At 70.8% G+C, this 19,394-nt stretch carries 15 protein-coding genes; 6 read left to right on the forward strand and 9 right to left on the reverse strand.

Going from position 1 to position 19,394, the window contains the following annotated elements; all coding sequences use genetic code 11:
- Positions 1-70: 70 nt before the first annotated feature.
- From H9I38_RS07730 to H9I38_RS07745, 4 genes are all read right to left on the reverse strand, one after another.
- On the reverse strand, positions 71-538 hold the full coding sequence (locus tag H9I38_RS07730) for a DUF3817 domain-containing protein (protein WP_226338207.1): 468 nt from the start codon (positions 536-538) through the stop codon (positions 71-73).
- Positions 539-550: 12 nt separating this feature from the next.
- Positions 551-1,759: a peptidoglycan bridge formation glycyltransferase FemA/FemB family protein gene (locus tag H9I38_RS07735; RefSeq protein WP_226338208.1), complete on the reverse strand. Its 1,209-nt coding sequence runs from the start codon at positions 1,757-1,759 to the stop codon at positions 551-553.
- 141 nt (positions 1,760-1,900) lie between these two features.
- Positions 1,901-3,121 (reverse strand): lipid II:glycine glycyltransferase FemX, encoded by a 1,221-nt coding sequence (locus H9I38_RS07740; protein WP_226338209.1) that lies wholly within the window; start codon positions 3,119-3,121, stop codon positions 1,901-1,903.
- A gap of 158 nt (positions 3,122-3,279) precedes the next feature.
- The gene (locus tag H9I38_RS07745; protein WP_226338210.1) at positions 3,280-3,990 is read right to left on the reverse strand and encodes a transglycosylase family protein; all 711 of its coding nucleotides are present in this window, start codon (positions 3,988-3,990) and stop codon (positions 3,280-3,282) included.
- 634 nt (positions 3,991-4,624) lie between these two features.
- On the opposite strand from H9I38_RS07745, the gene H9I38_RS07750 reads away from it, so the two are divergent.
- The 6 genes from H9I38_RS07750 to H9I38_RS07775 all read left to right on the forward strand — a co-directional run bounded on the left by H9I38_RS07750 (position 4,625) and on the right by H9I38_RS07775 (position 12,230).
- On the forward strand, positions 4,625-6,505 hold the full coding sequence (locus H9I38_RS07750; RefSeq protein WP_226338211.1) for a cation:proton antiporter: 1,881 nt from the start codon (positions 4,625-4,627) through the stop codon (positions 6,503-6,505).
- A 327-nt stretch (positions 6,506-6,832) separates the two neighbouring features.
- Positions 6,833-7,546 carry a hypothetical protein gene (locus H9I38_RS07755; RefSeq protein WP_226338212.1) on the forward strand — a complete coding sequence of 238 codons (714 nt, stop codon included), beginning with the start codon at positions 6,833-6,835 and terminating at the stop codon, positions 7,544-7,546.
- Entirely contained in the window at positions 7,546-7,770 is a 225-nt protein-coding gene (locus H9I38_RS07760; RefSeq protein WP_226338213.1) for a helix-turn-helix domain-containing protein, read from the forward strand. The genes H9I38_RS07755 and H9I38_RS07760 overlap by 1 nt, the downstream gene beginning before the upstream one ends.
- 213 nt (positions 7,771-7,983) lie before the next feature.
- On the forward strand, positions 7,984-9,729 hold the full coding sequence (locus H9I38_RS07765) for an FAD-binding dehydrogenase (protein WP_226338214.1): 1,746 nt from the start codon (positions 7,984-7,986) through the stop codon (positions 9,727-9,729).
- 93 nt (positions 9,730-9,822) lie between these two features.
- Positions 9,823-10,578, forward strand: a complete 756-nt coding sequence (locus tag H9I38_RS07770; protein ID WP_226338215.1) for a LamB/YcsF family protein — start codon at positions 9,823-9,825, stop codon at positions 10,576-10,578.
- Entirely contained in the window at positions 10,575-12,230 is a 1,656-nt protein-coding gene (locus H9I38_RS07775) for an urea amidolyase family protein (protein ID WP_226338216.1), read from the forward strand. Before H9I38_RS07770 ends, H9I38_RS07775 begins: the two co-directional genes overlap by 4 nt.
- A gap of 505 nt (positions 12,231-12,735) precedes the next feature.
- Here the strand turns inward: H9I38_RS07775 and H9I38_RS07780 are convergent.
- The 5 genes from H9I38_RS07780 to H9I38_RS07800 all read right to left on the reverse strand — a co-directional run bounded on the left by H9I38_RS07780 (position 12,736) and on the right by H9I38_RS07800 (position 19,394).
- Positions 12,736-13,092: a cell division protein CrgA gene (locus H9I38_RS07780; protein WP_264177508.1), complete on the reverse strand. Its 357-nt coding sequence runs from the start codon at positions 13,090-13,092 to the stop codon at positions 12,736-12,738.
- Between the two features lie 96 nt (positions 13,093-13,188).
- Positions 13,189-14,394, reverse strand: a complete 1,206-nt coding sequence (locus H9I38_RS07785; protein WP_226338217.1) for a PASTA domain-containing protein — start codon at positions 14,392-14,394, stop codon at positions 13,189-13,191.
- Positions 14,395-14,560: 166 nt separating this feature from the next.
- On the reverse strand, positions 14,561-16,531 hold the full coding sequence (locus H9I38_RS07790) for a protein kinase domain-containing protein (protein WP_264177509.1): 1,971 nt from the start codon (positions 16,529-16,531) through the stop codon (positions 14,561-14,563).
- A 5-nt stretch (positions 16,532-16,536) separates the two neighbouring features.
- Entirely contained in the window at positions 16,537-17,994 is a 1,458-nt protein-coding gene (locus tag H9I38_RS07795; RefSeq protein WP_226338219.1) for a peptidoglycan D,D-transpeptidase FtsI family protein, read from the reverse strand.
- Positions 17,991-19,394 (reverse strand): FtsW/RodA/SpoVE family cell cycle protein, encoded by a 1,404-nt coding sequence (locus H9I38_RS07800; protein WP_226338220.1) that lies wholly within the window; start codon positions 19,392-19,394, stop codon positions 17,991-17,993. Before H9I38_RS07800 ends, H9I38_RS07795 begins: the two co-directional genes overlap by 4 nt.

A 19,394-nucleotide genomic window follows, 5' to 3' on the forward strand; every position in this document is an offset into this window, starting at 1 on the left:
ACCGGGACGGCAGGGCGCCCGGGACGGCAGCACGCCCGGAACCGGCGGCGGGCCCGTCCCGCGCAGGCCGTCAGCTCGAGGCGGGCGGCCCCACGAGGAGGGCGACGGCGGTCAGCGCCGCCACGAGCACCACGAGGACGAGGACGGCGACCCCCGGGCGGGCGAGCAGCTCGGCGAGGGCCCGCTCGGGCGCGGAGGACGCGGTCTGGGGCTCGCCGCTCGGGGCCAGCCGCCAGCGGGGCGCGATGGCGCGGTGCTTCTCCGCGTTGGCCTCGAACAGGAGCGTGAAGAAGGGCGGGACGGCCGAGGCCATGCCGAGGAGGCCGCGCTTGACGGACCAGCGGTTGTCGATCCACACGGCCGCCGTGACCACGATGAACGCGATGAACACGACGCCGTGGAGCATTCCGGCGATCCTCACGCCCAGGTCCGTGGTCTTGGTGCCGTACTTGAGGACCATGCCGACGATGAGCAGGGCCCAGGTCACGGCCTCGGACCGGGCGACGAAGCGGTACAGGGAGAGTGCTGGGGAAGTCACCCGTCGATTGTGTCAGGCGTTCCTGGGCGCGCCGTCGGGACGGATCTTGCCCGCGAGGTCGCCGAGGGCCTGCCGAGCCCTCGAGCGGACCCGCCGGGCGAGCTTGCGGGCCTCGATGAGCCGCCGCTCCGTGTCATAGCGCTTCGTCAGGGGGATGTCCATGCAGGAAGGGTGCTCCACGATGGTCTTGGAGAACTTCAGCTTGAAGCCCTCGAGCCGTGCGAGCTCGGGCCAGGCGGGGGAGCCGATGCCGGTGAGCGAGGCGCCCGTGCACCCCTGCTCGCGGAGGCTCTCGAGAAGCGTGGTGAGCAGCAGCGAGGGCGCGCCCGCCTTCTGCCCCTCCGAGGTCGAGGCCGCGTGCAGGTACGTCCCCCAGCCGCGGTGCGCGCTGCTCATCGCCCAGGCGGCGCATCCCTCGTATCCCGGAACCTCTGCGGTGTAGAGGCGCACCTCCTCGGGGAAGAGGGAGAGGAGCCGGCGGAAGTACCAGACGGGGAGGGCCCCGAACCCGTCTCGCTCGGCGGTCTGGGCGAGCACCGGGTGGCACTCCCGCTCGAACACGTCCTCCCGGTTCTCGGTGACCTCGCGCACGACGACGCCCTGGCGCCGCGCCTTGCGGACCGTGTTCCTCGCCGAGGAGGAGAAGGCCTTCTCCAGAGGCACCGGGGCGTCGGCGAGGGGCACCACGACCTCCCGCTCGAAGATGCCCCGGCCCATGGACGGGCGGACGCCCTCGAGGGCCTCGGTGTGGCGGATCCGGATGCGCAGGACGAAGGGGATGGGCGCGGGCTCGGACTGGAGGGCGCTGACGAGCGCGTTGAGGACCCCGGCCTCGGTGGCGGCGTCCGGCTCGCGGGCGAAGACGGGACCGTCGTCGGCGGCCGCCTGCCGGCTGGCGCCCTCTCCCCGCTCCGTGATGAGGCACGTGGCCACGGCCGCGCCGTCCTGGTCCTCGATGACGAACATGCCTCCGAGGCGGGCGAAGGGGTTCCCCTCGAAGATCCGGCTCCACGTGCTGCCCTGCTCGAACGGCACGGTGCACTCGGCCGGGAAGCCGGCGTGGACCTCGGCGAGCTCCTCAGCGGAGATCCGGCGGGCCGTGAAGGGCGTGGCCCGCACGGCGAGCGGCCGGGGCTGGGGGCGCCTGGGAGCTGAGAAGGCGTCGCGGGCAGAGGCGGTGAGACTGGAGAGGGCGCGCACGTGCAGGTCCTTGTCGTTCATATGACTCAGCGTTCATATAGCTGAAATGAAAATTCCCGCTCCGTCCTGACGGTCTGGAGCGGGAACCTTCAGGGCTTACGCCCGAGTCTACAAGCGCGTCACCCGTATTCCGGGATGTCGGCGCGGGTGGAGGCGGCGGCCTCAGCCGTTGCGCTCGGAGCCGGAGGCCGGCGCTTCCGTGCGCGAGGCGGAGCCTGCTGCCCCGGAGGAGTCCGAGCCGGCGCCCGAGCGGGACGCCGCGGACTTCACCGTGCCGAGGAGGCCCGACGCCGCGCTGCGGACCCGGCCGAGCGCCTGACGGGCCATGTCCGGACCCTCCGAGCGGGCCTTGAGGACCGTGCGGACCGCGGTGTAGCGGGCGGCGTTGAGCGGGACGTCGTAGAGCCGCGGGTAGTCCACGATCTGCTTGGAGAACCGGAGTTTGAAGTTCTCCACGCCCTTGAGCTCCGGGTACCGCTCGGAGGAGATGCCCGTGAGGCCCACGGCGAGATTGCCCGTCGCCGCGAGCTCGGACAGGATCCGGTGCATGAGCGCGAACATGGCGCTCGTCTCCTGCGCGCGCAGGTTGGAGCCGCCGTAGTAGTAGCAGCCGCGGTAGTGGAACTCGTTGGTCATCATCCAGCCCACGGGGATCTTGTTCTCCGCGTCGCCCGGGTCGTCCGTGGCAGGGGCGTAGGCGATGAAGAGGCGCGTGTTCTCCGGCGCGTCCTCGAGGCAGGAGCGGTACACCTCGAGCGGCATGAGGCTGAACGCGTCGCGGTCCGCCGTCTCCTGCATGATCGGGAAGCAGGACTCCTCGAACACCTGGCCGCGGTTCTCCGTGACCTCCCGGATCTCGACGCCGGCGCGGGCCGCGCGGTTGATGCGGGTCTTCGCGTTGGAGGAGAAGGACTTCTTGAGCTCGTCGGGGGACTTGCCCGCGACGTCGACGACGACCTCGCGCTCGAACATCCCCCGCTCGATGGAGAGCTGCGCTCCCTTGATGCTCTCCGGGTGGTGGAGGTGCATCCGGAGGTAGAGGATGTTCACGGCGGGGTCGGAGGCCACGTAGTGCTGCAGGGCCTCGACGGTGCTGCGCTCGAGCTCGGCGCTCGGCTCGGACGTGTAGGTGGGGCCGGCGAGGACCACGAGCGACTCGCGGATGCGGCGGATGAACCGGTAGACGGAGCAGAAGGCCACGAGCGTGTCGCCCTCGTAGAAGGCGAAGAAGCCGTAGTGCTGGCGGGCGGGGTTGTCGGCGTCGATGCGGGTCCAGGCTGCGGACTGCTCAAAAGGGATGTACAGCTCGGCGGGCTGCGCGTCGAGGACGGCCTCGTACTCGGTGAGCGAGAGCTTCTTGATGGTGACCGTGTGCTGGGGCATGCTGACCAATCTACTGGGTGGGGAAGGGACGAGTCTGCGCGCGGGGCCGATCCGGCCGAGACAGAGGAATCCCGCCCTCATGCCACTGGCACAAGGACGGGATTCCGTGATACGGCCTCGGGCTGATGGGCCCAGTCAGCGCCTTGGGGGCGGCGTGACTACTTGGCGGCCGGGATCTCGATGGTCTGACCCGTGATGATGAGGTCAGCGGAGATGAGCTTGTCCTGGTTGGCCTGGTAGAGAGCCTTCCAGCCGCCCTTGACGTTGAACTTCTCGGCGATCTTGCCGAGGGTGTCGCCGGACTGGATCGTGTACTCGACCGTGTCGGCGGACTGCTCAACCGGGGCCTGCTGCTGCGGGGCCTGGTAGCCGGCCGTCTTCTGGCCGGAGGTGTACCAGGAGGAGCTGCTGTTCTGCTGCGGGGCCTGCTGGACCGGAGCCTGCTGCTTCGGCGCCTGGTAGGCCTGCTGCTGCGGAGCCTGCTGCTGGACCGGGGCCTGGGCGGCGGCCGGGTTGGCGCCAGCCTTGCCGGAGAGTCCGAGCTTGGCGGAGCAGGCGGGCCATGCGCCCCAGCCCTGCTGGGCGAGCAGGCGCTCGCCGGCCTGGATCTGCTCGGCACGCGAAGCGTTCGCCGGGGAGCCGGACATGCCGACGCCGTTCCAGGACTGCTGCGTGAACTGGATGCCGCCGAAGAAGCCGTTGCCCGTGTTCGCGTTCCAGTTTCCGCCGGACTCGCACTGCGCGAGGGCGTCCCAGGTGGAAGCGTCCGCTGCCTGAGCGGAGGTGCCGGCGAAGCCCATGGAAAGGCCGGCGAGGGCGAGGGCCGCGGCACCGCCGCGGATCGTGCGGTTCATCGTGATGGTCTTCATGTGAATGCTCCGAGGGCCACCTACGCTCGGACCGTCCCCGGTCTTCGACGCGCCGCCACCAACCACTGTTGAGAAGAGGTCAGTTCCGGTATCTGCCATCTTGGAGGCGTGTGGTGTGGGCAGTACCTGCATTGCTTACTGTCCGGCTCGGGGAAGTAATGGGAACCGGCCGGTTTCCCCTCTCGACAGAGGGAGCACTCTCGTGAGCGCTCCACCTACGTTATCGGACCGTTACCGATTGTCAAAGACGCCCCTACCTTTTGTCGCGCGTTCAGGCAACGACAAACCTCAACTGGAGCCTGAACCTCGCCGAGTTGTCCACAGGGGTTTTCCACAGTGTGGATTGCTTACACCGATGTAGTTCCGGCCGTGCATCCCCGGAATCGCGGGGCAGCCGTCGCGCTGTCCACTTGTCAACAACGCTGTGGATAAAATGGATGGACCTCGGAGCCGCGTCGTCCCTGTGAGGTTCCCTGTGAGAAGGGCCATGTCGAGCGGCGATGCTTTGCCGAGACCTTTCCCCAGCCGCGGGAACCCGTTGTGACCTGACCGTGACCAGGGGTCGGCCAGACCCCCGCCCACGGGGCCCGGTCCGGCCGTGCAGCCCGCGGAGCCCAGATTCGGAGCCGTCCCCATGCATCTGCTCGATTCCATCGTGGCCCTCGTCGCCACCGTCGCCGTCGTGCTCGCCGTGCGCCCGCTCGCCGAGCGCAGCGGGATCAACGCGGCGCTCATCCTCACCGTGCTGGGCATCGGGGTCTCGTTCCTGCCCTTCGTGAGCGTGGCGCCGCTTGAGCCGGACCTCGTGCTCATCGGGATCCTGCCGCCCATCCTCTACTCCGCGGCGGTCAACGTCTCCGTGCCGGACTTCCGGGCCGAGGCGAAGCCCATCATCCGGCTCTCCGTGTTCCTCGTGGTGTTCACCGCCTTCGCCGTCGGGCTCACGGCGTGGTGGCTGCTGCCCGTCGGGTTCGCGGCGGCGCTGGCGCTGGGCGCCGTCGTCGGCCCTCCGGACGCCGTGGCCGCGATGGCCATCGGCAAGAAGGTGGGGCTGCCCCGGCGCCTCATGACCCTGCTCGAGGGGGAGTCGCTCCTCAACGACGCGACCGCGCTCGTGCTCCTCACCACCGCCGTCTCGGCGATCTCCGGGGAGACGACGGCGGGCGGCGTGGGCCTCGGCTTCCTCCTGTCCGTGGGCGGCGGCGCGGCGGTGGGGCTGCTGGCCGGGCTGGTGGTCAACACGGTGCACCGGCTGACCTCGGACACCACGGTCTCCACGGGCCTGTCCCTCATCACGCCGTGGCTCGCGTTCGTCCCCGCGGAGGAGATCCACGCCTCGGGCGTGCTCGCCGTCGTGGTGGCGGGCCTCATGATCGGGCACCGCGCGCCCGTGCTGCAGACCGCCTCCGCGCGCCTCAGCCAGAGCGTCAACTGGCGCACCATCTCCTTCATGCTCGAGAACGCGGTGTTCTTCCTCATCGGCCTCCAGGCGCGGCACATCGTCGAGGGCGTCAACGCGGCCGGCCACGGAGGCCTCGGCACGTGGCTCGTCTGCGCGGCGGTCTACCTCGCCGTGGTCCTGGCGCGGTTCGCCTTCCTCTTCGCCTCCTATATGGGGGTGTTCGCGCCGAGGCACAAGAAGCGGCAGCGGCTCGCGTGGCAGCAGACCTTCGTCCTCTCGCTCGCCGGCATGCGCGGCGTGGTGACGCTCGCGTCCGTGTTCCTCATCCCCGAGGAGACGCCGTACCGGGACGTGCTCGTGCTCGCGGCGCTGTTCGTCACCGTGGCCTCGCTGCTCGTGCAGGGGCTCACGATGCCGTGGTTCGTCCGGCGGCTCGGCGTGGCCGGCGCGGGCGTGCGGAACGAGATCCTCCAGGAGGCCCACATCATGCAGCGCCTCGCCGTCGTGGGCCAGCGGAAGGTCAAGGAGCTCAAGCAGGCCGAGGGGCGGCCGCGCGGGGAGACGGACCGCGCCATCATCGAGCGCCTGTACGTCCTCAACGACCTCATGGCCAACCGCGTCTGGGAGCGGCTCGGCAGCCAGGAGGGGGACGAGGCCCCGTCCCACCTCTACCGGCGCTGGCGGCTCGAGACCCTCAAGGTCCAGCGGGCCGAGGCGCTCGCGATGCGCAACGAGCGGTCCGTGGACTTCGAGGTCCTGCAGAAGGTGCTCGGCTCCCTGGACGTCGAGGAGGCGAGCCTCCAGGCCGCCGAGTCCGCCGAGACGGTCACGGGCGAGGAGGGCGAGGTCACCGGCGAGCGCTGCCAGCACCTCGCCGACACGGATGGCTGGGACCCCGAGCCGCTCTCCGACTTCTGCGAGGAGTGCGACGACGCCGGGCTCGTCCCCGTCCACCTGCGCCTGTGCATGCAGTGCGGGTTCGTGGGCTGCTGCGACTCCAGCCCGGGCAAGCACATGACCCGGCACTTCCACGAGACGGGCCACCCCGTGCTCCGCTCGTTCGAGCCGGGCGAGGCGTGGCGCTGGTGCAACGTGGACCACGTGGTCTGCTGACTCTCCGGGTGCCGTCTCTCCTCTGACCGGGGCCTTGTGCACCCGGTGCCGCCCGTTACGCACCCGGTACCGCCCGTTGTGCACCCTCTGGTGTCAGGATTCGGCCCCAATCCTGACACCAGAGGGTGCACAAGGCCGGACGGGGGCGGGTCAGGTGGAGCCGGTCAAGTGGGGCGGGTCAGGCGAGAACGACGACGGCGGCCGGCCCGCACCCGCCCTCTTGTGGCCCTTATCGCTTCTCGATATTATCGAGCAACGATAAGCGTCAAGTCGGCTGGGCCCTTGTACCGGGGCTCGCCGCAGGAGAGTCCGTCAGGGGAGGACGCCATGGATCAGGATGCAGGCCGCACCCGAGGCACGTGGGCCCGGGCGTGGCGGAAGACCCGGGAGGCCCGCGCCGTCCGGCGGGAGCAGGAGAGGCGCGCCCCGGGCGGCTACGCGCTGCAGCTCTCGGCCTTCTGGGCCCGGCTCGTCTACGTGATCACGGGCGTCGTGGCGTTGTTCGAGGGGATCCGGCTCCTCGGCGGCGGTCCGCTCCAGGTTCGGGTGAGCCGCACCGACGGAGGGGCGCTCCCGGATCTCCCCGGCTTCACCCAGACGGACGCGGTCTCCACGCTTGAGTGGCAGGAGCCCCCGGCGCTCGCGGTGGGGTTCGAGTGGGCCACGCTCGTGATCGTGGCCGCGAGCGTCATCGCCCCTGCGCTGGCCTATCTGGCCTTCGCCAAGGACGTCCGGCAGGGTCGGCCCTTCAGCACGGGATTCCGGAGGTTCGCGCACATCCTGGCCATGGCGGTCTTGGCCGGCGGGTACCTCCCTCCGCTGCTGGGAGCGTTCCAGTCTGCCCTGGCGATCAGCGCCTGGGACGCGGCGGCAGCGGCCTCGGCGGAGAAGAAGCCCGGTCTGACGGACGTGCAGGGGCACCTGACCTTCTTCGCTGAGCTCCCCGTGTGGCCGGTCGCTGTGGCACTGGGCGCCTTCGTGCTTGTGCGGGTGTTCGAGCACGGCCGCCGCCTCCAAGAGGACACGGAGGGCCTCGTCTGATGCCGGCCGAGGACACGGACCGCCTCCGCTGCCGCCTCGACGAGCTCCTCGCGGAGCGCGGCATGACCCTGACCCAGCTCTCGGAGCGCGTGGGCGTCAGCCTCGTCAACCTCTCCGTCCTCAAGAACAACCGCGCCAAGGCCATCCGCTTCTCCACGCTGACCGCTCTCTGCGACGCGCTCGGGTGTCAGCCGGGGGACCTCTTCACGGTCGAGCCGGCCTGAGGCTCGGACCCCACAGCCCTGGTGGACCCGGTGGCCGGTCTTCTGCACCCGGATCGTTCGGTTTCAGGGCCGGAATCCGAACGATCCGGGTGCACAAGCCGACTCGGGGCGGGTGCACAAGGCGAGTCGGGGTGCACAAGACGAGGCAGGGGCGGGCGCACGAGGCCGGACGGCGGCGAGGCAGGGAAAGGGGCCGCCCGATACGATCGCCCCATGAGCGGGACGGAGAGCATGAACGGCGGAGCGGACGGCGTGAACGGCAACAGCGGAGCAGGAGCGAGCAGGCGGAGCGGCGGACGGGCCGGTGCGGTCAAGGCGGACGTCGTCGTGATCGGGGCGGGACTCGCGGGGCTGACGGCCGCGGCGGAGGTCGCGGAGGCGGGGCGCCGGGTCGTCGTGCTGGAGCAGGAGGGGCCGCAGAGCCTCGGCGGGCAGGCGTACTGGTCCTTCGGCGGCCTGTTCCTCGTGGACAGCCCGGAGCAGCGGCGGCTGCGCGTCAAGGACTCCGCCGAGCTCGCGTGGCAGGACTGGGAGGCCTCCGCCGGCTTCGACCGCCCCGAGGACCACTGGCCCCGCGAGTGGGCCAAGGCCTACGTGGAGTGGGCGGCCGGCCCCAAGCGCGAGTGGCTGCGCCGGCAGGGCCACCGCCTCTTCCCGGTGGTGGGCTGGGCGGAGCGCGGCGCGGGCATCGCCACCGCCCACGGCAACTCGGTGCCGCGCTTCCACATCACGTGGGGGACGGGCCCGGAGCTCGTGGAGGTCGTCGCGCGCCGGTGCCGCGAGCAGGAGAAGCTCGGCAACCTCACCTTCGCCTTCCGCCGCCGGGCGGACGAGATCCTCACTGCGGGCGGCCGGGTCTCCGGGGCCCGCGGCACCGTCCTGGCGAGCGACGACGCTCCCCGCGGCGCCCCCACCAACCGCGACGAGGAGCGGCCGTTCGAGGTGGAGTGCGAGGCCGTCGTCGTCGCCTCGGGCGGAATCGGCGGCAACCTGGAGGCCGTGCGGAAGGCCTGGCCGGAGCGCCTCGGAACGCCGCCGGAGCACATGATCGCGGGCGTGCCGGCGCACGTGGACGGCCGCGGCATCCAGATGGCGCAGCGGGCCGGCGGCGAGGTCATCAACGCGGACCGCATGTGGCACTACGTCGAGGGCGTGAAGAACTGGGACCCGATCTGGCCGGAGCACGGGATCCGCATCCTGCCGGGGCCGAGCTCGCTGTGGCTGGACGCGGAGGGCCGCCGTCTGCCCGCGCCGCTCTTCCCCGGATTCGACACGCTCGGGACGCTCGCGCACCTGCGCGCCTCCGGGCACGACCACTCGTGGTTCATCCTCACCCCCAAGATCATCGGCAAGGAGTTCGCGCTCTCCGGGCAGGAGCAGAACCCCGACCTCACGGGCAAGTCCGTCCAGGCAGTGCTGCGCCGCGCCACCCAGGAGATGCCCGGGCCGGTGCGGGACTTCCTCGAGCGGGGCGAGGACTCCGTCCGCGCGGACACCGTGGACGAGCTCGTGCGGAAGATGAACGCCGTCCACGGCGAGGACCTGCTGGACGCCGAGACCGTCCGCCGCGAGGTCGAGGCCCGGGACCGCGAGCTGGACAACCCCTTCTCCAAGGACCTCCAGGCCACGGCCGTGCGCGGGGCCCGCGAGTACCTCGGGGACCGTCTCATCCGCACCGCCGCGCCGCACAAGCTCACGGACCCGAAGTCCGGCGGGCTCATCGCGGTCAAGCTGCACATCCTGACGCGCAAGACGCTCGGCGGCCTCCACACGGACCTGGACTCGCGGGTGCTGGGGCACGACGGCGCTCCCGTCGAGGGCCTCTACGCCGTGGGCGAGGCGGCCGGCTTCGGCGGAGGCGGCTACCACGGGTACCGCTCGCTCGAGGGCACGTTCCTCGGCGGATGCCTCTTCTCCGGGCTGCGCGCCGGGCGCGATCTCGCGAGCCGCCTGCGGTGAGGCGGGCTGAGACGGCCCCGTGCGAGGCGGGGCGAGCCGGGGTGCGACCGCCCCGGGAGGAAGCAGTCAGTCGAGGCCGCTAGGCTCGTATCCATGAGCCAGGTGATTGATCTGAACAGCGATGTCGGCGAGTCCTTCGGGCGCTGGACGCTCGGGGACGACGCAGCCGTCATGGAGTCGGTCTCCAGCATCAACGTCGCGTGCGGATTCCACGCCGGCGATCCGCTCGTCATGCGGCAGACCTGCGCCACCGCGGTGGAGCGGGGCGTGACCGTCGGCGCGCACCCCGCGTACCGGGACCTCGCCGGGTTCGGCCGCCGCTTCATGGAGGTGGCGCCGAAGGAGCTCACCGCGGACCTCGTCTACCAGATCGGCGCGCTGCAGGCCGTGGCCCGGGCCGCCGGCACCGAGGTGAAGTACGTCAAGCCGCACGGCGCGCTCTACAACGCGATCGTGAAGCACGAGGCGCAGGCGGAGGCCGTCGTCGAGGCCGTGGCGGACGTGGATCCCACGCTGCCCATCCTGACCCTCCCGGGCTCGGCCGTGCTCCGCGCCGCCGAGAAGCGCGGCGTCCCCACCGCCATCGAGGCGTTCGCGGACCGCGCGTACAACCCGGACGGCTCGCTCGTCTCCCGCTCGCAGCCGGGCGCGGTGCTCGAGGAGGCCGCCATCGCGGACCACGTCAAGCGCATCGCGGACGGCGAGATCAAGGCCGTGGACGGGTCCCTCATCAAGGTCGCCGCGAACAGCATCTGCGTGCACGGGGACTCCCCGGGCGCCGTCGCCATGGCGGCGGACGTCCGCCGCACGCTGGAAGACTCGGGCATCACGATCAGGAGCTTCGCATGAGCCACACGCCCACGGGCCCCACCGGATACCGGATCGTCTCCCGCCGCGCGGTCCTGTTCGAGTTCGCGGACCTCGAGTCCGTGGTCACCGCCCAGGCGGCCGTCTCCGCCACCCCCGTGCCGGGCCAGGTGGAGCTCGTGGCCGCTGCGCGGACGCTCCTGCTCGAGGTGGACGCCGCGGAGAAGCTGGCCCCCGCCATCAAGGACATCATGGCCCGCGAGGTGGTCCTCCGCGAGGCCGCGGAGGGCAAGCTCGTGACGGTCGAGGCGGTGTACGACGGCGAGGACATCGCCGACGTGGCCCGCATCGCCGGCCTGACCGAGGACCCCTCGGCCGCGCGCGACGCCGTCATCAAGGCCCACACCGAGATCGAGTGGACCGCGGCGTTCGGAGGGTTCGCCCCCGGATTCGCCTACATGACGAGCCCGGACGAGCGCCTCGCCATGCCCCGCCTCGACTCGCCCCGCACCAAGGTCCCCGCCGGCTCCGTGGCGCTCGCGGACGGCTTCTCCGCCGTGTACCCGAAGGCGAGCCCGGGCGGATGGCGGCTCATCGGCCGGACCAAGGCGCGCCTGTGGGACGTCACCAAGGACACGCCCGCGCTCATCCAGCCGGGCGACCGCGTCCAGTTCAAGGCCGTCCGCGAGCAGGTCTCGCTCCCGGCCCTGCGCCTGCCGAACTTCATCCGCAGCGCCAACCACCTCGAGGTCCGCGATCCGGGCATCTTCGCCACGATGCAGGACCTCGGCCGCCGCGGCCACGCGAACATCGGCGTGACCCGCTCCGGCGCCGCGGACCGCACCGCGCTCCGCCGGGCCAACGGGCTCGTGGGCAATGACGAGGGCGCGGCCTGCATCGAGTTCATCGGCGGCACCTTCCGCCTCGCCGCCCGGACAGACCAGGTGGTGGCGGTGACGGGCGCCGTCGTCGACATCGAGATCACCACGCCCGAGGGCGGCACCCGGCACGCCGTGACCGAGGCGCCGCTGCGGCTGCAGCAGGGCGACCGGCTGCACGTCGGCGCGCCGGAGAGCGGCCTGCGCAGCTACCTCGCGGTGCGCGGCGGGTTCGACGTCAAGCCGATCGTGGGCAGCCGCTCCACCGACACGCTCTCCGGCGTGGGCCCGGAGCAGCTCGCCGAGGGCACCCGCCTGGCGGTGCTGCCGCCGAACCCCAAGTCCTTCGTGGGCCAGGCCGGCGAGCCGCTGCACGGGCTCCCCGTGGCGGGCGGCGAGGCCGTGGAGCTCCGCGTGGTGCTGGGCCCGCGCAACGACTGGTTCACGGAGGAGTCCATCGCGGAGTTCTTCCGGGCCGAGTACGAGGTCACCCAGAAGTCCAGCCGCGTGGGCGTCCGCTTCTCCGGGCCGGCGCTCGAGCGCTCCCGCGAGGGCGAGCTCGCCTCCGAGGGCACGGTGGCCGGCGCCCTGCAGATCCCGAAGGACGGCTCGCCCGTGCTCTTCCTCCAGGACCACCCGGTGACGGGCGGCTACCCGGTGCTCGGCACGGTGATCGACGACGACCTCTGGCTCGCCGGCCAGCTCCCGCCCGGATCCACGGTCCGGTTCACGCCGGTCTCCTCCGGCGTGGGCGCCGCCGTGGCAGAGGCGTCCGCCCAGCCGACGGGGCCTGCGGGAGCCGACGAGCTCGAGTAGGGGGCTGGGGGCCTTCGGGGCTGCGTCACCAGACGGGAAGCCGGTTCGCACCCGAAAACGTGCCGCTTGGCGGTGACTTCGAGGGTGCTGCGCTTCTCTCTGGCCGTTCGCACCCGAAAACGTGCGCCTTCCCTCGAACCGCACCCGTCAACGTGCGCCTCTGTCGAACTACACCCGTTTCTGACGAATACACCCGTTTTCGCGCGGGTTTTTGAGCGGAAAAAGGGTGTGGTGGCGTTTACGGGTGTGGCGGGACGGCCCCGGACGTTCGAGGGGCTCGTTCGGGGCGCGCAGACGCAGGCGGAACGGGACAGATTCAGGCCGGACGGGAGCAGACCCAGGGGAAAGCTGGTTCTGGGGAACAGTCGTCCCAGGGGAAAAGCCGGTCCCGGAGAACGCCGCCCCGGGGCACAAGTTGCCCCCAGGGCAAGAAGCGACCTAGGGCAGAAGTCGCCCCGGGGCAAGAGCCGCCTCAGGGGAACAGGGGCGCGGAAAGGCGGAGAGCCTACTTCCAGCGCATCATCATGAGGAAGCCCACGGCGATCAGGCCGAAGCCCGCCGTGATGTTCCAGCCGCCCCACGAGGCGATGGGACCCTGCGTCTGCATGATGTAGAACGTCACGATCCAGAGCAGGCCGAGGATCATGAGGCCGAACATGACCGCCTTGTACCAGGTGGGCAGCGGCTTCTCATCGGCCTTGACGGGCTTGGAGGACGTCGGCGGGAGAGCGCGGTCCTGGAAGATCTCAGGGACGTCGTCCTGGTCCTTGCGCAGCACGCGCTCGCCGCTGCCCTTGGCGGACGAGGCGGTGTTCGCGCTCTTCTTGCGGGCCGGGCGGGATCCAGACTTCTTCTGCGACATGCTTTCCTTGATGCTGACGGGCGGACAGGGAGAGCGGGGATCCGCTCATGCACTTCGGCCAGTTTACGCGGACGGCCTGCGACAAGCTGAGTGCGCTCAGCCGCGCGACGACGCCGGAGACGGCCTGGCCGGCGCAGGTGAGGTGTTCGGCGTTCCGGGGGAGGACTTCACCGAGGACTTCGCGGGCGCTGCAGGCGGCTTCGCTGCCCCGGCCGGGGGCTTCGCCGGAGCCGAGGAGCGCTTGGCGGGCGCCTTGTCCGGCGCCTTGCTCGGTGAGGGCGGCCGGTTCGGTGAGGGCTTCCGCCCCGGCGCGGACGGGCTCGGCGAACTGTGGCGGTCCTTCGGCTTGCCGGGGTCCGTCGAGACCACGAGCTTCACCTTGGTTCCCGCCTTGACCGACGAGTTGGGCCGCTCCGACTGCCTCGCCACCGTGCCGCCCGGCCACCCGGTGCCGCGGCTGTGCTCCACCTCGTAGGGGAGGCGGACGGAATCCGCCTCGAGGGCGGCTTTGGCGTCCCGGAGCGACATCCCCTGCACGTTGGGCACGGTGACCTCGCCCGTGGAGAGGGTCAGGATGACAGCAGTGCCGATCGCCACGTCCTCGCCCGGCTCCGGTGAGGTCTCCACGACGTCGCCTTCCGCCACCGTGGCGGAGTTCGCCCGCAGGGGCGGCCCGGCCTTGAGGCCGTGCTCCTCGAGGATCTTCTTGGCCTTCTCCTCCGAGACGCCCTTCAGGGTGTCCGGAACCCGGACATGGCTGGGCCCCACGGACACCACGACCACCACGGGCTCGTTCCGGTCCACCGACTGTCCCGCCGAAGGCGACGTGCTCACCACGTGCCCCTCCGGCACAGACTGCGACGTCCCGCTCTCGACCCGGTGCCGAAGCCCCTCCTTGGAGAGCGCCTTCACCGCCTTGGCCCTCTCCATCCCCGTGACGTCCGGGACGGTGAGGGTGGTGGGGCCCGCGGGCCGCTCCTGCGGGAGGGAACGGGAGAGCAGGTATCCCCCTCCGCCCACGACGACGACGGCGCCCGCCGCCAGCATGCCCATCGCCGTGCGGCGCGTCACCGCCCGGTGAGAGGAGGCCGGGTAGGGGCGTGGCGAGCCGAGCGGGCGGGACGGGCCCGAGGCGTTCGCGGCCTGGGCCTCGGGGCTTCCGGGAGGCAGGGCGTGCCCCTTCTCATCCCGAGGCTCGCTGAGGAGCTCGGCCAGGGAGGGGTCGGCCCCAGAGGGGTCAGTCCCCGAGGGGCCGGTCTCGGATCCGGTGCTCGGGCGCTCGGAAGCTGAATCCGCTCTCAAACCTGAGGGACCCTCAGTTTCGGAGCCCTCGCCGGAGGGCTGGTGGACCCTGCGCGGGTTCGGCGCACCGGTGGAGTTCATAACGTCTGATCTTATCCTGAGCCGGGCGGCCCGTCAGTCGGGTTCCGCGAACCGGTCCGCGGGCCGCCCGGTCAGGACGTCTCGGTCAGGAGGACGTCCCGGACGTGCTCGCGGACGGGCTGGCCTGTGAGCTGGCGCGTCCTGCAGGCTTCTGCGAGGGCTTCGGCTTGGAGGGGTCCTGCGAGGGGGCGGGCGAGGACTGGTCCGGGCTCGAGGAGGGAGAAGGCGAGCTCTTCGGCCCCGTGGAGACGACGTAGGAGACGGATGACCCGTTCTCCACCTGCGACCCTTCGGCCGGAGTGACCCGGATGACCGAGCCCGCGGGAACGCTGTCCGAGGACTCTTCTCCGGAGCGCTCCGCAGTCAGGCCGGCGCTCTGGATCGCGGCGATGGCCGCGTTCTCGCTCTGGCCCACGAGTCCGGAGGGAACCGTGACCCGGCCGGGCCCCGTGGAGTAGGTGATGTTGACCTGGGACCCCTTCTCCAGCTTCCCGGAGGGGTTCACCTCGGTCACCGTGCCCTTCCGGGCGTTGGCGTCCTCCTGGGCCACGACGTTGACGTTGAAGCCGAGCTTGAGCAGCTCGTCCCGGACGGCGGTGTACTCCCGGCCGATGTAGTCCGCGGGGTTGATGGTCACGGTGGAAGGAGTCGAGGGTTTCGAGGGCGTGGGCGTGGCGGACGTGGTCTTCGGCGAGGACGCGGTGCTGTCCTTGGGCGAGAACCAGCCCTGGATCTTGCCCGCGTTGAGCGCGGCCGCCACGGCAAGCGCGGCAAGGAGGATGAGGACGATGAGGGGGAACGTCAGCCGAGAGCGGCGGCGAGGAGTACGGCGCTCGTGGCGCTCGTAGGCCGGGTTCTCCCCGGTGTATCCGTGCTGAGGGGTGGGGCCGATCTCGTCGTCGTACCCCCGGTCCAGGGCGCGGCGCGCGTCCGTGGAGGAGGAGACCTGTTCCTCCTCCTCGGGAAGCGAGAGGGGACCGTGGCTCGCTCCGGCGTGGTTCTGCCGAGAGGCGTTCGCGGCTCCGGCGGCCGAGCTGCCCGCGGCTCCTGCCGCTGCGCCGGCTCCTGCTGCTGCGGCGCCGGCGGCAGCGCCCCCGAGCCTGGGGAGGGCTGAGGTCTTCGGGCTGCCGCCCGAGGCACCGCGGCCCGTGTCCTGAACCCGGCGGACCTGCCCGGTCTGTCCCGTGGAGGGGCCGTCTGCGTAGCGGGCGATGCCGGGAACGGCCGCCTCGGCCCGCGCGGGGCTGCCGGCGAGGAGGGCGTCCGCGGCCTCGGCGAGCTTGTGCGCGTTGGCGGGGCGGTTGCCGGCCTCCTTCTCCAGCATGGTCATGATGAGGCCGCGGGTGGCGGCGGGGAGGGCCTCAGGGAGCGGTTCCGGCTGGTCCTGCACCTGGGCGAGCGCGATCTGGATCTGCGACTCGCCGGTGAAGGGACGGTGTCCGGCGAGGAGCTCGTATCCGATGATGCCGAGCGCGTAGATGTCGCTCGACCCGGTGGCGTTCTGGCCCGTGGCCTGCTCGGGGGCGAGGTACTGCGCGGTGCCCATGACCTGGCCCGTGGCGGTGAGCGGGACCTGGTCCGTGAGGCGGGCGATGCCGAAGTCCGTGATCTTGACCCGGCCGTCCGGCATGCAGAGGATGTTGCCGGGCTTCACGTCCCGGTGGACGAGGCCAGCGTCGTGCGCCACCGCGAGAGCCTTGGCGGTCTGCGCGATGATGCTGAGCGTCCGCTCGTTGGAGAGGACCCGCTCGGACTCGATGACCGAGGACAGCGGCTTGCCGGGCACGAGCTCCATGACGAGGTAGCCGGAGCCCTCCTCCTCGCCGTAGTCGAAGACGTTGGCGATGGCGGCGTGGCTGAGCAGAGCGGTGTGGCGGGCCTCGGCGCGGAAGCGGGCGAGGAACGCCGCGTCGCCGGTGTACTCCTCCTTGAGGATCTTGATGGCGACGCTGCGGCCGAGGATGGTGTCTTTGGCCTTCCAGACCTCGCCCATGCCGCCGATGGCGATCCGCTCGGTCAGCTCATACCGATTGCCGCCGAGCGTGTTTCCCTTCATGGGCCTCACTTGTTCAACACCGCCTCGTAGATTTTCCGGGCCGCCGACGTCACGGCGTAGTTTCCGGAGTCCGTATCTGTGTGGGTGACCACCACGGTCACCGCGACCTGGGGGTCGTCCGCCGGCGCGAAGCCGGTGTACCAGGAGTTGGTCTCGTTGTTCGCGATCTCGGCCGTGCCGGTCTTCGAGGAGATCTCGACGCCGGGGATCGCCGCGCCCGTGGCCGTGCCGGAGCGCGTGGTCTCCTTCATCATGTCCTTGATCTCGGAGGCCGTGTTCTCGTCCGTGGCCCGCTGCAGCGTCTTCGCCTTGAACTGGCGCTTGACGCTGAGGTCCTGCCCGCGCACGGTCTTGACGAGCTGCGGCTGCATGATCTCGCCGCCGTTCGCGATGGCCATGGCCATCATGTTGATCTGCATGGGCGTGGCCTTGACGTTGTACTGGCCGATCGCGGACAGCGCCAGCTGGTCCTTCGAGAGGCCCTGCGGGAACTGGCTCGCGGTCACGTTCGTGGGGATCTTGAGCGACTTGCCGAAGCCGAAGTCCTGCGCCTTCTTCGAGATCGTGTCCTCGCCGAGGTCCATCGCGATCTTCGCGTAGGGCGTGTTGCAGGAGTGGGCCAGGACCCAGGTGAAGCTGGCCTTGGACTGCGTGCCGCAGGCGCCGAGCCGGTAGTTCGGCAGGTCCGTGGTGGTTCCGGGCAGCCGCAGGACGGGCGGGTTGTCCAGCTCCTTGTCCTTGCTGTACTTCCCCGACTCCAGCGCCGCGGCCGTGTCCACGATCTTGAAGACCGAGCCCGGCGCCAGGAGGTTCTCCGTGGCCGGGTTGGTGTAGGCCGAGAGGCCCTTGACGCCGTCGAGCTGCTGGAGGTTTCGGGCCACAACGTTGTTGTCATGGCTCGCGAGCTGGTTCGCGTCGAAGCTCGGCTTGGAGGCCATGGCCAGAACCTCGCCGGTCTTCGGGTTGGTCACGATGGCCACCGCCTGCTGTCCCTCGTTTCCCTGCGGCTCCGGCAGCGCGTCATAGGCCACCTTCTGCAGCTGCGGGTCCACCGTCAGCTCCACGGAGTCGCCGCCGGGCTCGGTGCCGGAGAGGATCTGGGCGGTCCGGTCGAAGAACTGGGAGTCCCCGGTCCCCGAGAGCTCGTCGTTGAGCGCGGACTCCAGCTGGGTGGAGCCGAGCGTCAGCGAGTAGAAGCCGGTCAGGCTCGAATACATCGGCCCGCCCGGGTAGTCCCGCTGGTACTTCCAGTCGTCATTGCTCGGCACGGACTGGGCCAGGGTGACGCCGTCGGCCGTGATCTGCCCGCGGTTCTTGGAGAACTCGGCGAGAATCCGCCGGGAGTTCCAGTTGTTGGCCTGCAGGGATCCGGCCTGGAAGAACTGCACCACGGTGAGCGAGCCGAGGATCAGCGTGAAGAGGACCACCGCGGCGATCCACGTGTTGCGAATGGCCTGGTTCATGCTGCGTCAGCCTCCTGTCGAGCGGGCCAGAAACGGCGACGGCGGCGGGCGTCCTGGTCCTCGTCCGTCATGGGGCCCGTGACGATGGGCCGGCGGGCGTTCTGCGAGATGAGCAGCAGCAGCGCCACGATGATCCAGTTCGCGAGCAGGGACGAGCCGCCGGCCGCCATGAACGGGGTGGTGAGGCCCGTGAGGGGCAGCAGGCGGGTCACGCCGCCGGCGATGGTGAAGAACTGGAGCGCCACGACGAACGAGAGGCCCGCCGCGAGCAGCTTGCCGAAGCCGTCCTTGGTGCCGAGGGCGGCCCGCATCCCCCGGGAGACGAAGAGGACGAACAGGACCACGATGGCCATGAGGCCGATGAGCCCCAGCTCCTCGCCGAAGGCCGTCAGGATCATGTCCGAGTTGGCGTACGTGACGATGTCCGGGCGCCCCTGGCCGAGGCCGGCGCCGAACAGGCCCCCGCTCGCGAGGCCGAAGAGGCCCTGGACCACCTGGTGGGAGCCGCCCACCGAGTCGTAGTACTGCGGCTCGAACGCGTACAGCCACCCGTTGATGCGCCGCGTCGCGTGGCCCACGAAGAAGTAGGCCAGGACCACTCCGGCGGCGACGAACGAGAGGCCGATGACGATCCACGAGATCCGGCCTGTGGCGATGTAGATCATCGCCATGAAGAGGCCGAAGAAGAGCAGGGACGAGCCGAGGTCATTCTGCGTGACGAGCACGCCGATGGAGATGAGCCAGGCCACCACCATGGGCGCGAGGTCCTTGAAGCGCGGGAACTGCAGCGGGCCGAACCTGCGGCCGGCCAGGAGGATGAGATCCCGGTTCGTGGAGAGGTACCCCGCGAAGAAGACGGCGAGCGCGATCTTGGCCACCTCGCCGGGCTGGAAGGTGCCGAACCCGACGTTGATCCACAGGCGCGCGCCGTTGATGGGCACGCCGATGGGCGGCGGAAGCATCGGAAGCAGCAGGAGCACGAGGGCCGCGAAGAGGCAGATGTAGGTGAAGCGCTGCAGGCGGCGGGCGTCCCGGAGGAACACGACCACCGCGGCTGCGACGAGGAGCGAGAGGGCGGTCCAGATGAGCTGCCGCCCGGCGTCGTCCCTGGCGCCGAACGGGATGTCCAGGCGGTGGATCATCGCGAGTCCGAGGCCGTTGAGGACGGTGGCGATGGGCAGGAGCATCGGGTCCGCGTAGCGGGCCCGGATGCGCAGGACGATGTGGATGAGCAGCGTGAGCCCCATGAAGACCCCCTGCCGCACCCAGAATCCGGGGCTGAGCGAGTCCAGCATGACCATGTCCACGTTCCAGTACGCGCCCACGCTGATGGCCCACGCGACCACGAGCAGCGCGAGCTCGAGATTGCGGCGGGGCTTCGGTGCAGTCAGAACCTCCAT

It is taken from the genome of Arthrobacter sp. UM1 (assembly GCF_020483305.1).
Taxonomy (GTDB): Bacteria; Actinomycetota; Actinomycetes; order Actinomycetales; family Micrococcaceae; genus Falsarthrobacter.

Excerpts from the sequence above, each read along its gene's own strand:
- H9I38_RS07735 (WP_226338208.1), bottom strand. The coding sequence starts at position 1,759 with ATGAACGACAAGGACCTGCACGTGCGCGCCCTCTCCAGTCTCACCGCC.
- H9I38_RS07740 (WP_226338209.1), bottom strand. The coding sequence starts at position 3,121 with ATGCCCCAGCACACGGTCACCATCAAGAAGCTCTCGCTCACCGAGTAC.
- H9I38_RS07745 (WP_226338210.1), bottom strand. The coding sequence starts at position 3,990 with ATGAAGACCATCACGATGAACCGCACGATCCGCGGCGGTGCCGCGGCC.
- H9I38_RS07750 (WP_226338211.1), top strand. The coding sequence starts at position 4,625 with ATGCATCTGCTCGATTCCATCGTGGCCCTCGTCGCCACCGTCGCCGTC.
- H9I38_RS07755 (WP_226338212.1), top strand. The coding sequence starts at position 6,833 with ATGGATCAGGATGCAGGCCGCACCCGAGGCACGTGGGCCCGGGCGTGG.
- H9I38_RS07760 (WP_226338213.1), top strand. The coding sequence starts at position 7,546 with ATGCCGGCCGAGGACACGGACCGCCTCCGCTGCCGCCTCGACGAGCTC.
- H9I38_RS07765 (WP_226338214.1), top strand. The coding sequence starts at position 7,984 with ATGAGCGGGACGGAGAGCATGAACGGCGGAGCGGACGGCGTGAACGGC.
- H9I38_RS07770 (WP_226338215.1), top strand. The coding sequence starts at position 9,823 with ATGAGCCAGGTGATTGATCTGAACAGCGATGTCGGCGAGTCCTTCGGG.
- H9I38_RS07775 (WP_226338216.1), top strand. The coding sequence starts at position 10,575 with ATGAGCCACACGCCCACGGGCCCCACCGGATACCGGATCGTCTCCCGC.
- H9I38_RS07780 (WP_264177508.1), bottom strand. The coding sequence starts at position 13,092 with ATGTCGCAGAAGAAGTCTGGATCCCGCCCGGCCCGCAAGAAGAGCGCG.
- H9I38_RS07790 (WP_264177509.1), bottom strand. The coding sequence starts at position 16,531 with ATGAAGGGAAACACGCTCGGCGGCAATCGGTATGAGCTGACCGAGCGG.
- H9I38_RS07795 (WP_226338219.1), bottom strand. The coding sequence starts at position 17,994 with ATGAACCAGGCCATTCGCAACACGTGGATCGCCGCGGTGGTCCTCTTC.
- H9I38_RS07800 (WP_226338220.1), bottom strand. The coding sequence starts at position 19,394 with ATGGAGGTTCTGACTGCACCGAAGCCCCGCCGCAATCTCGAGCTCGCG.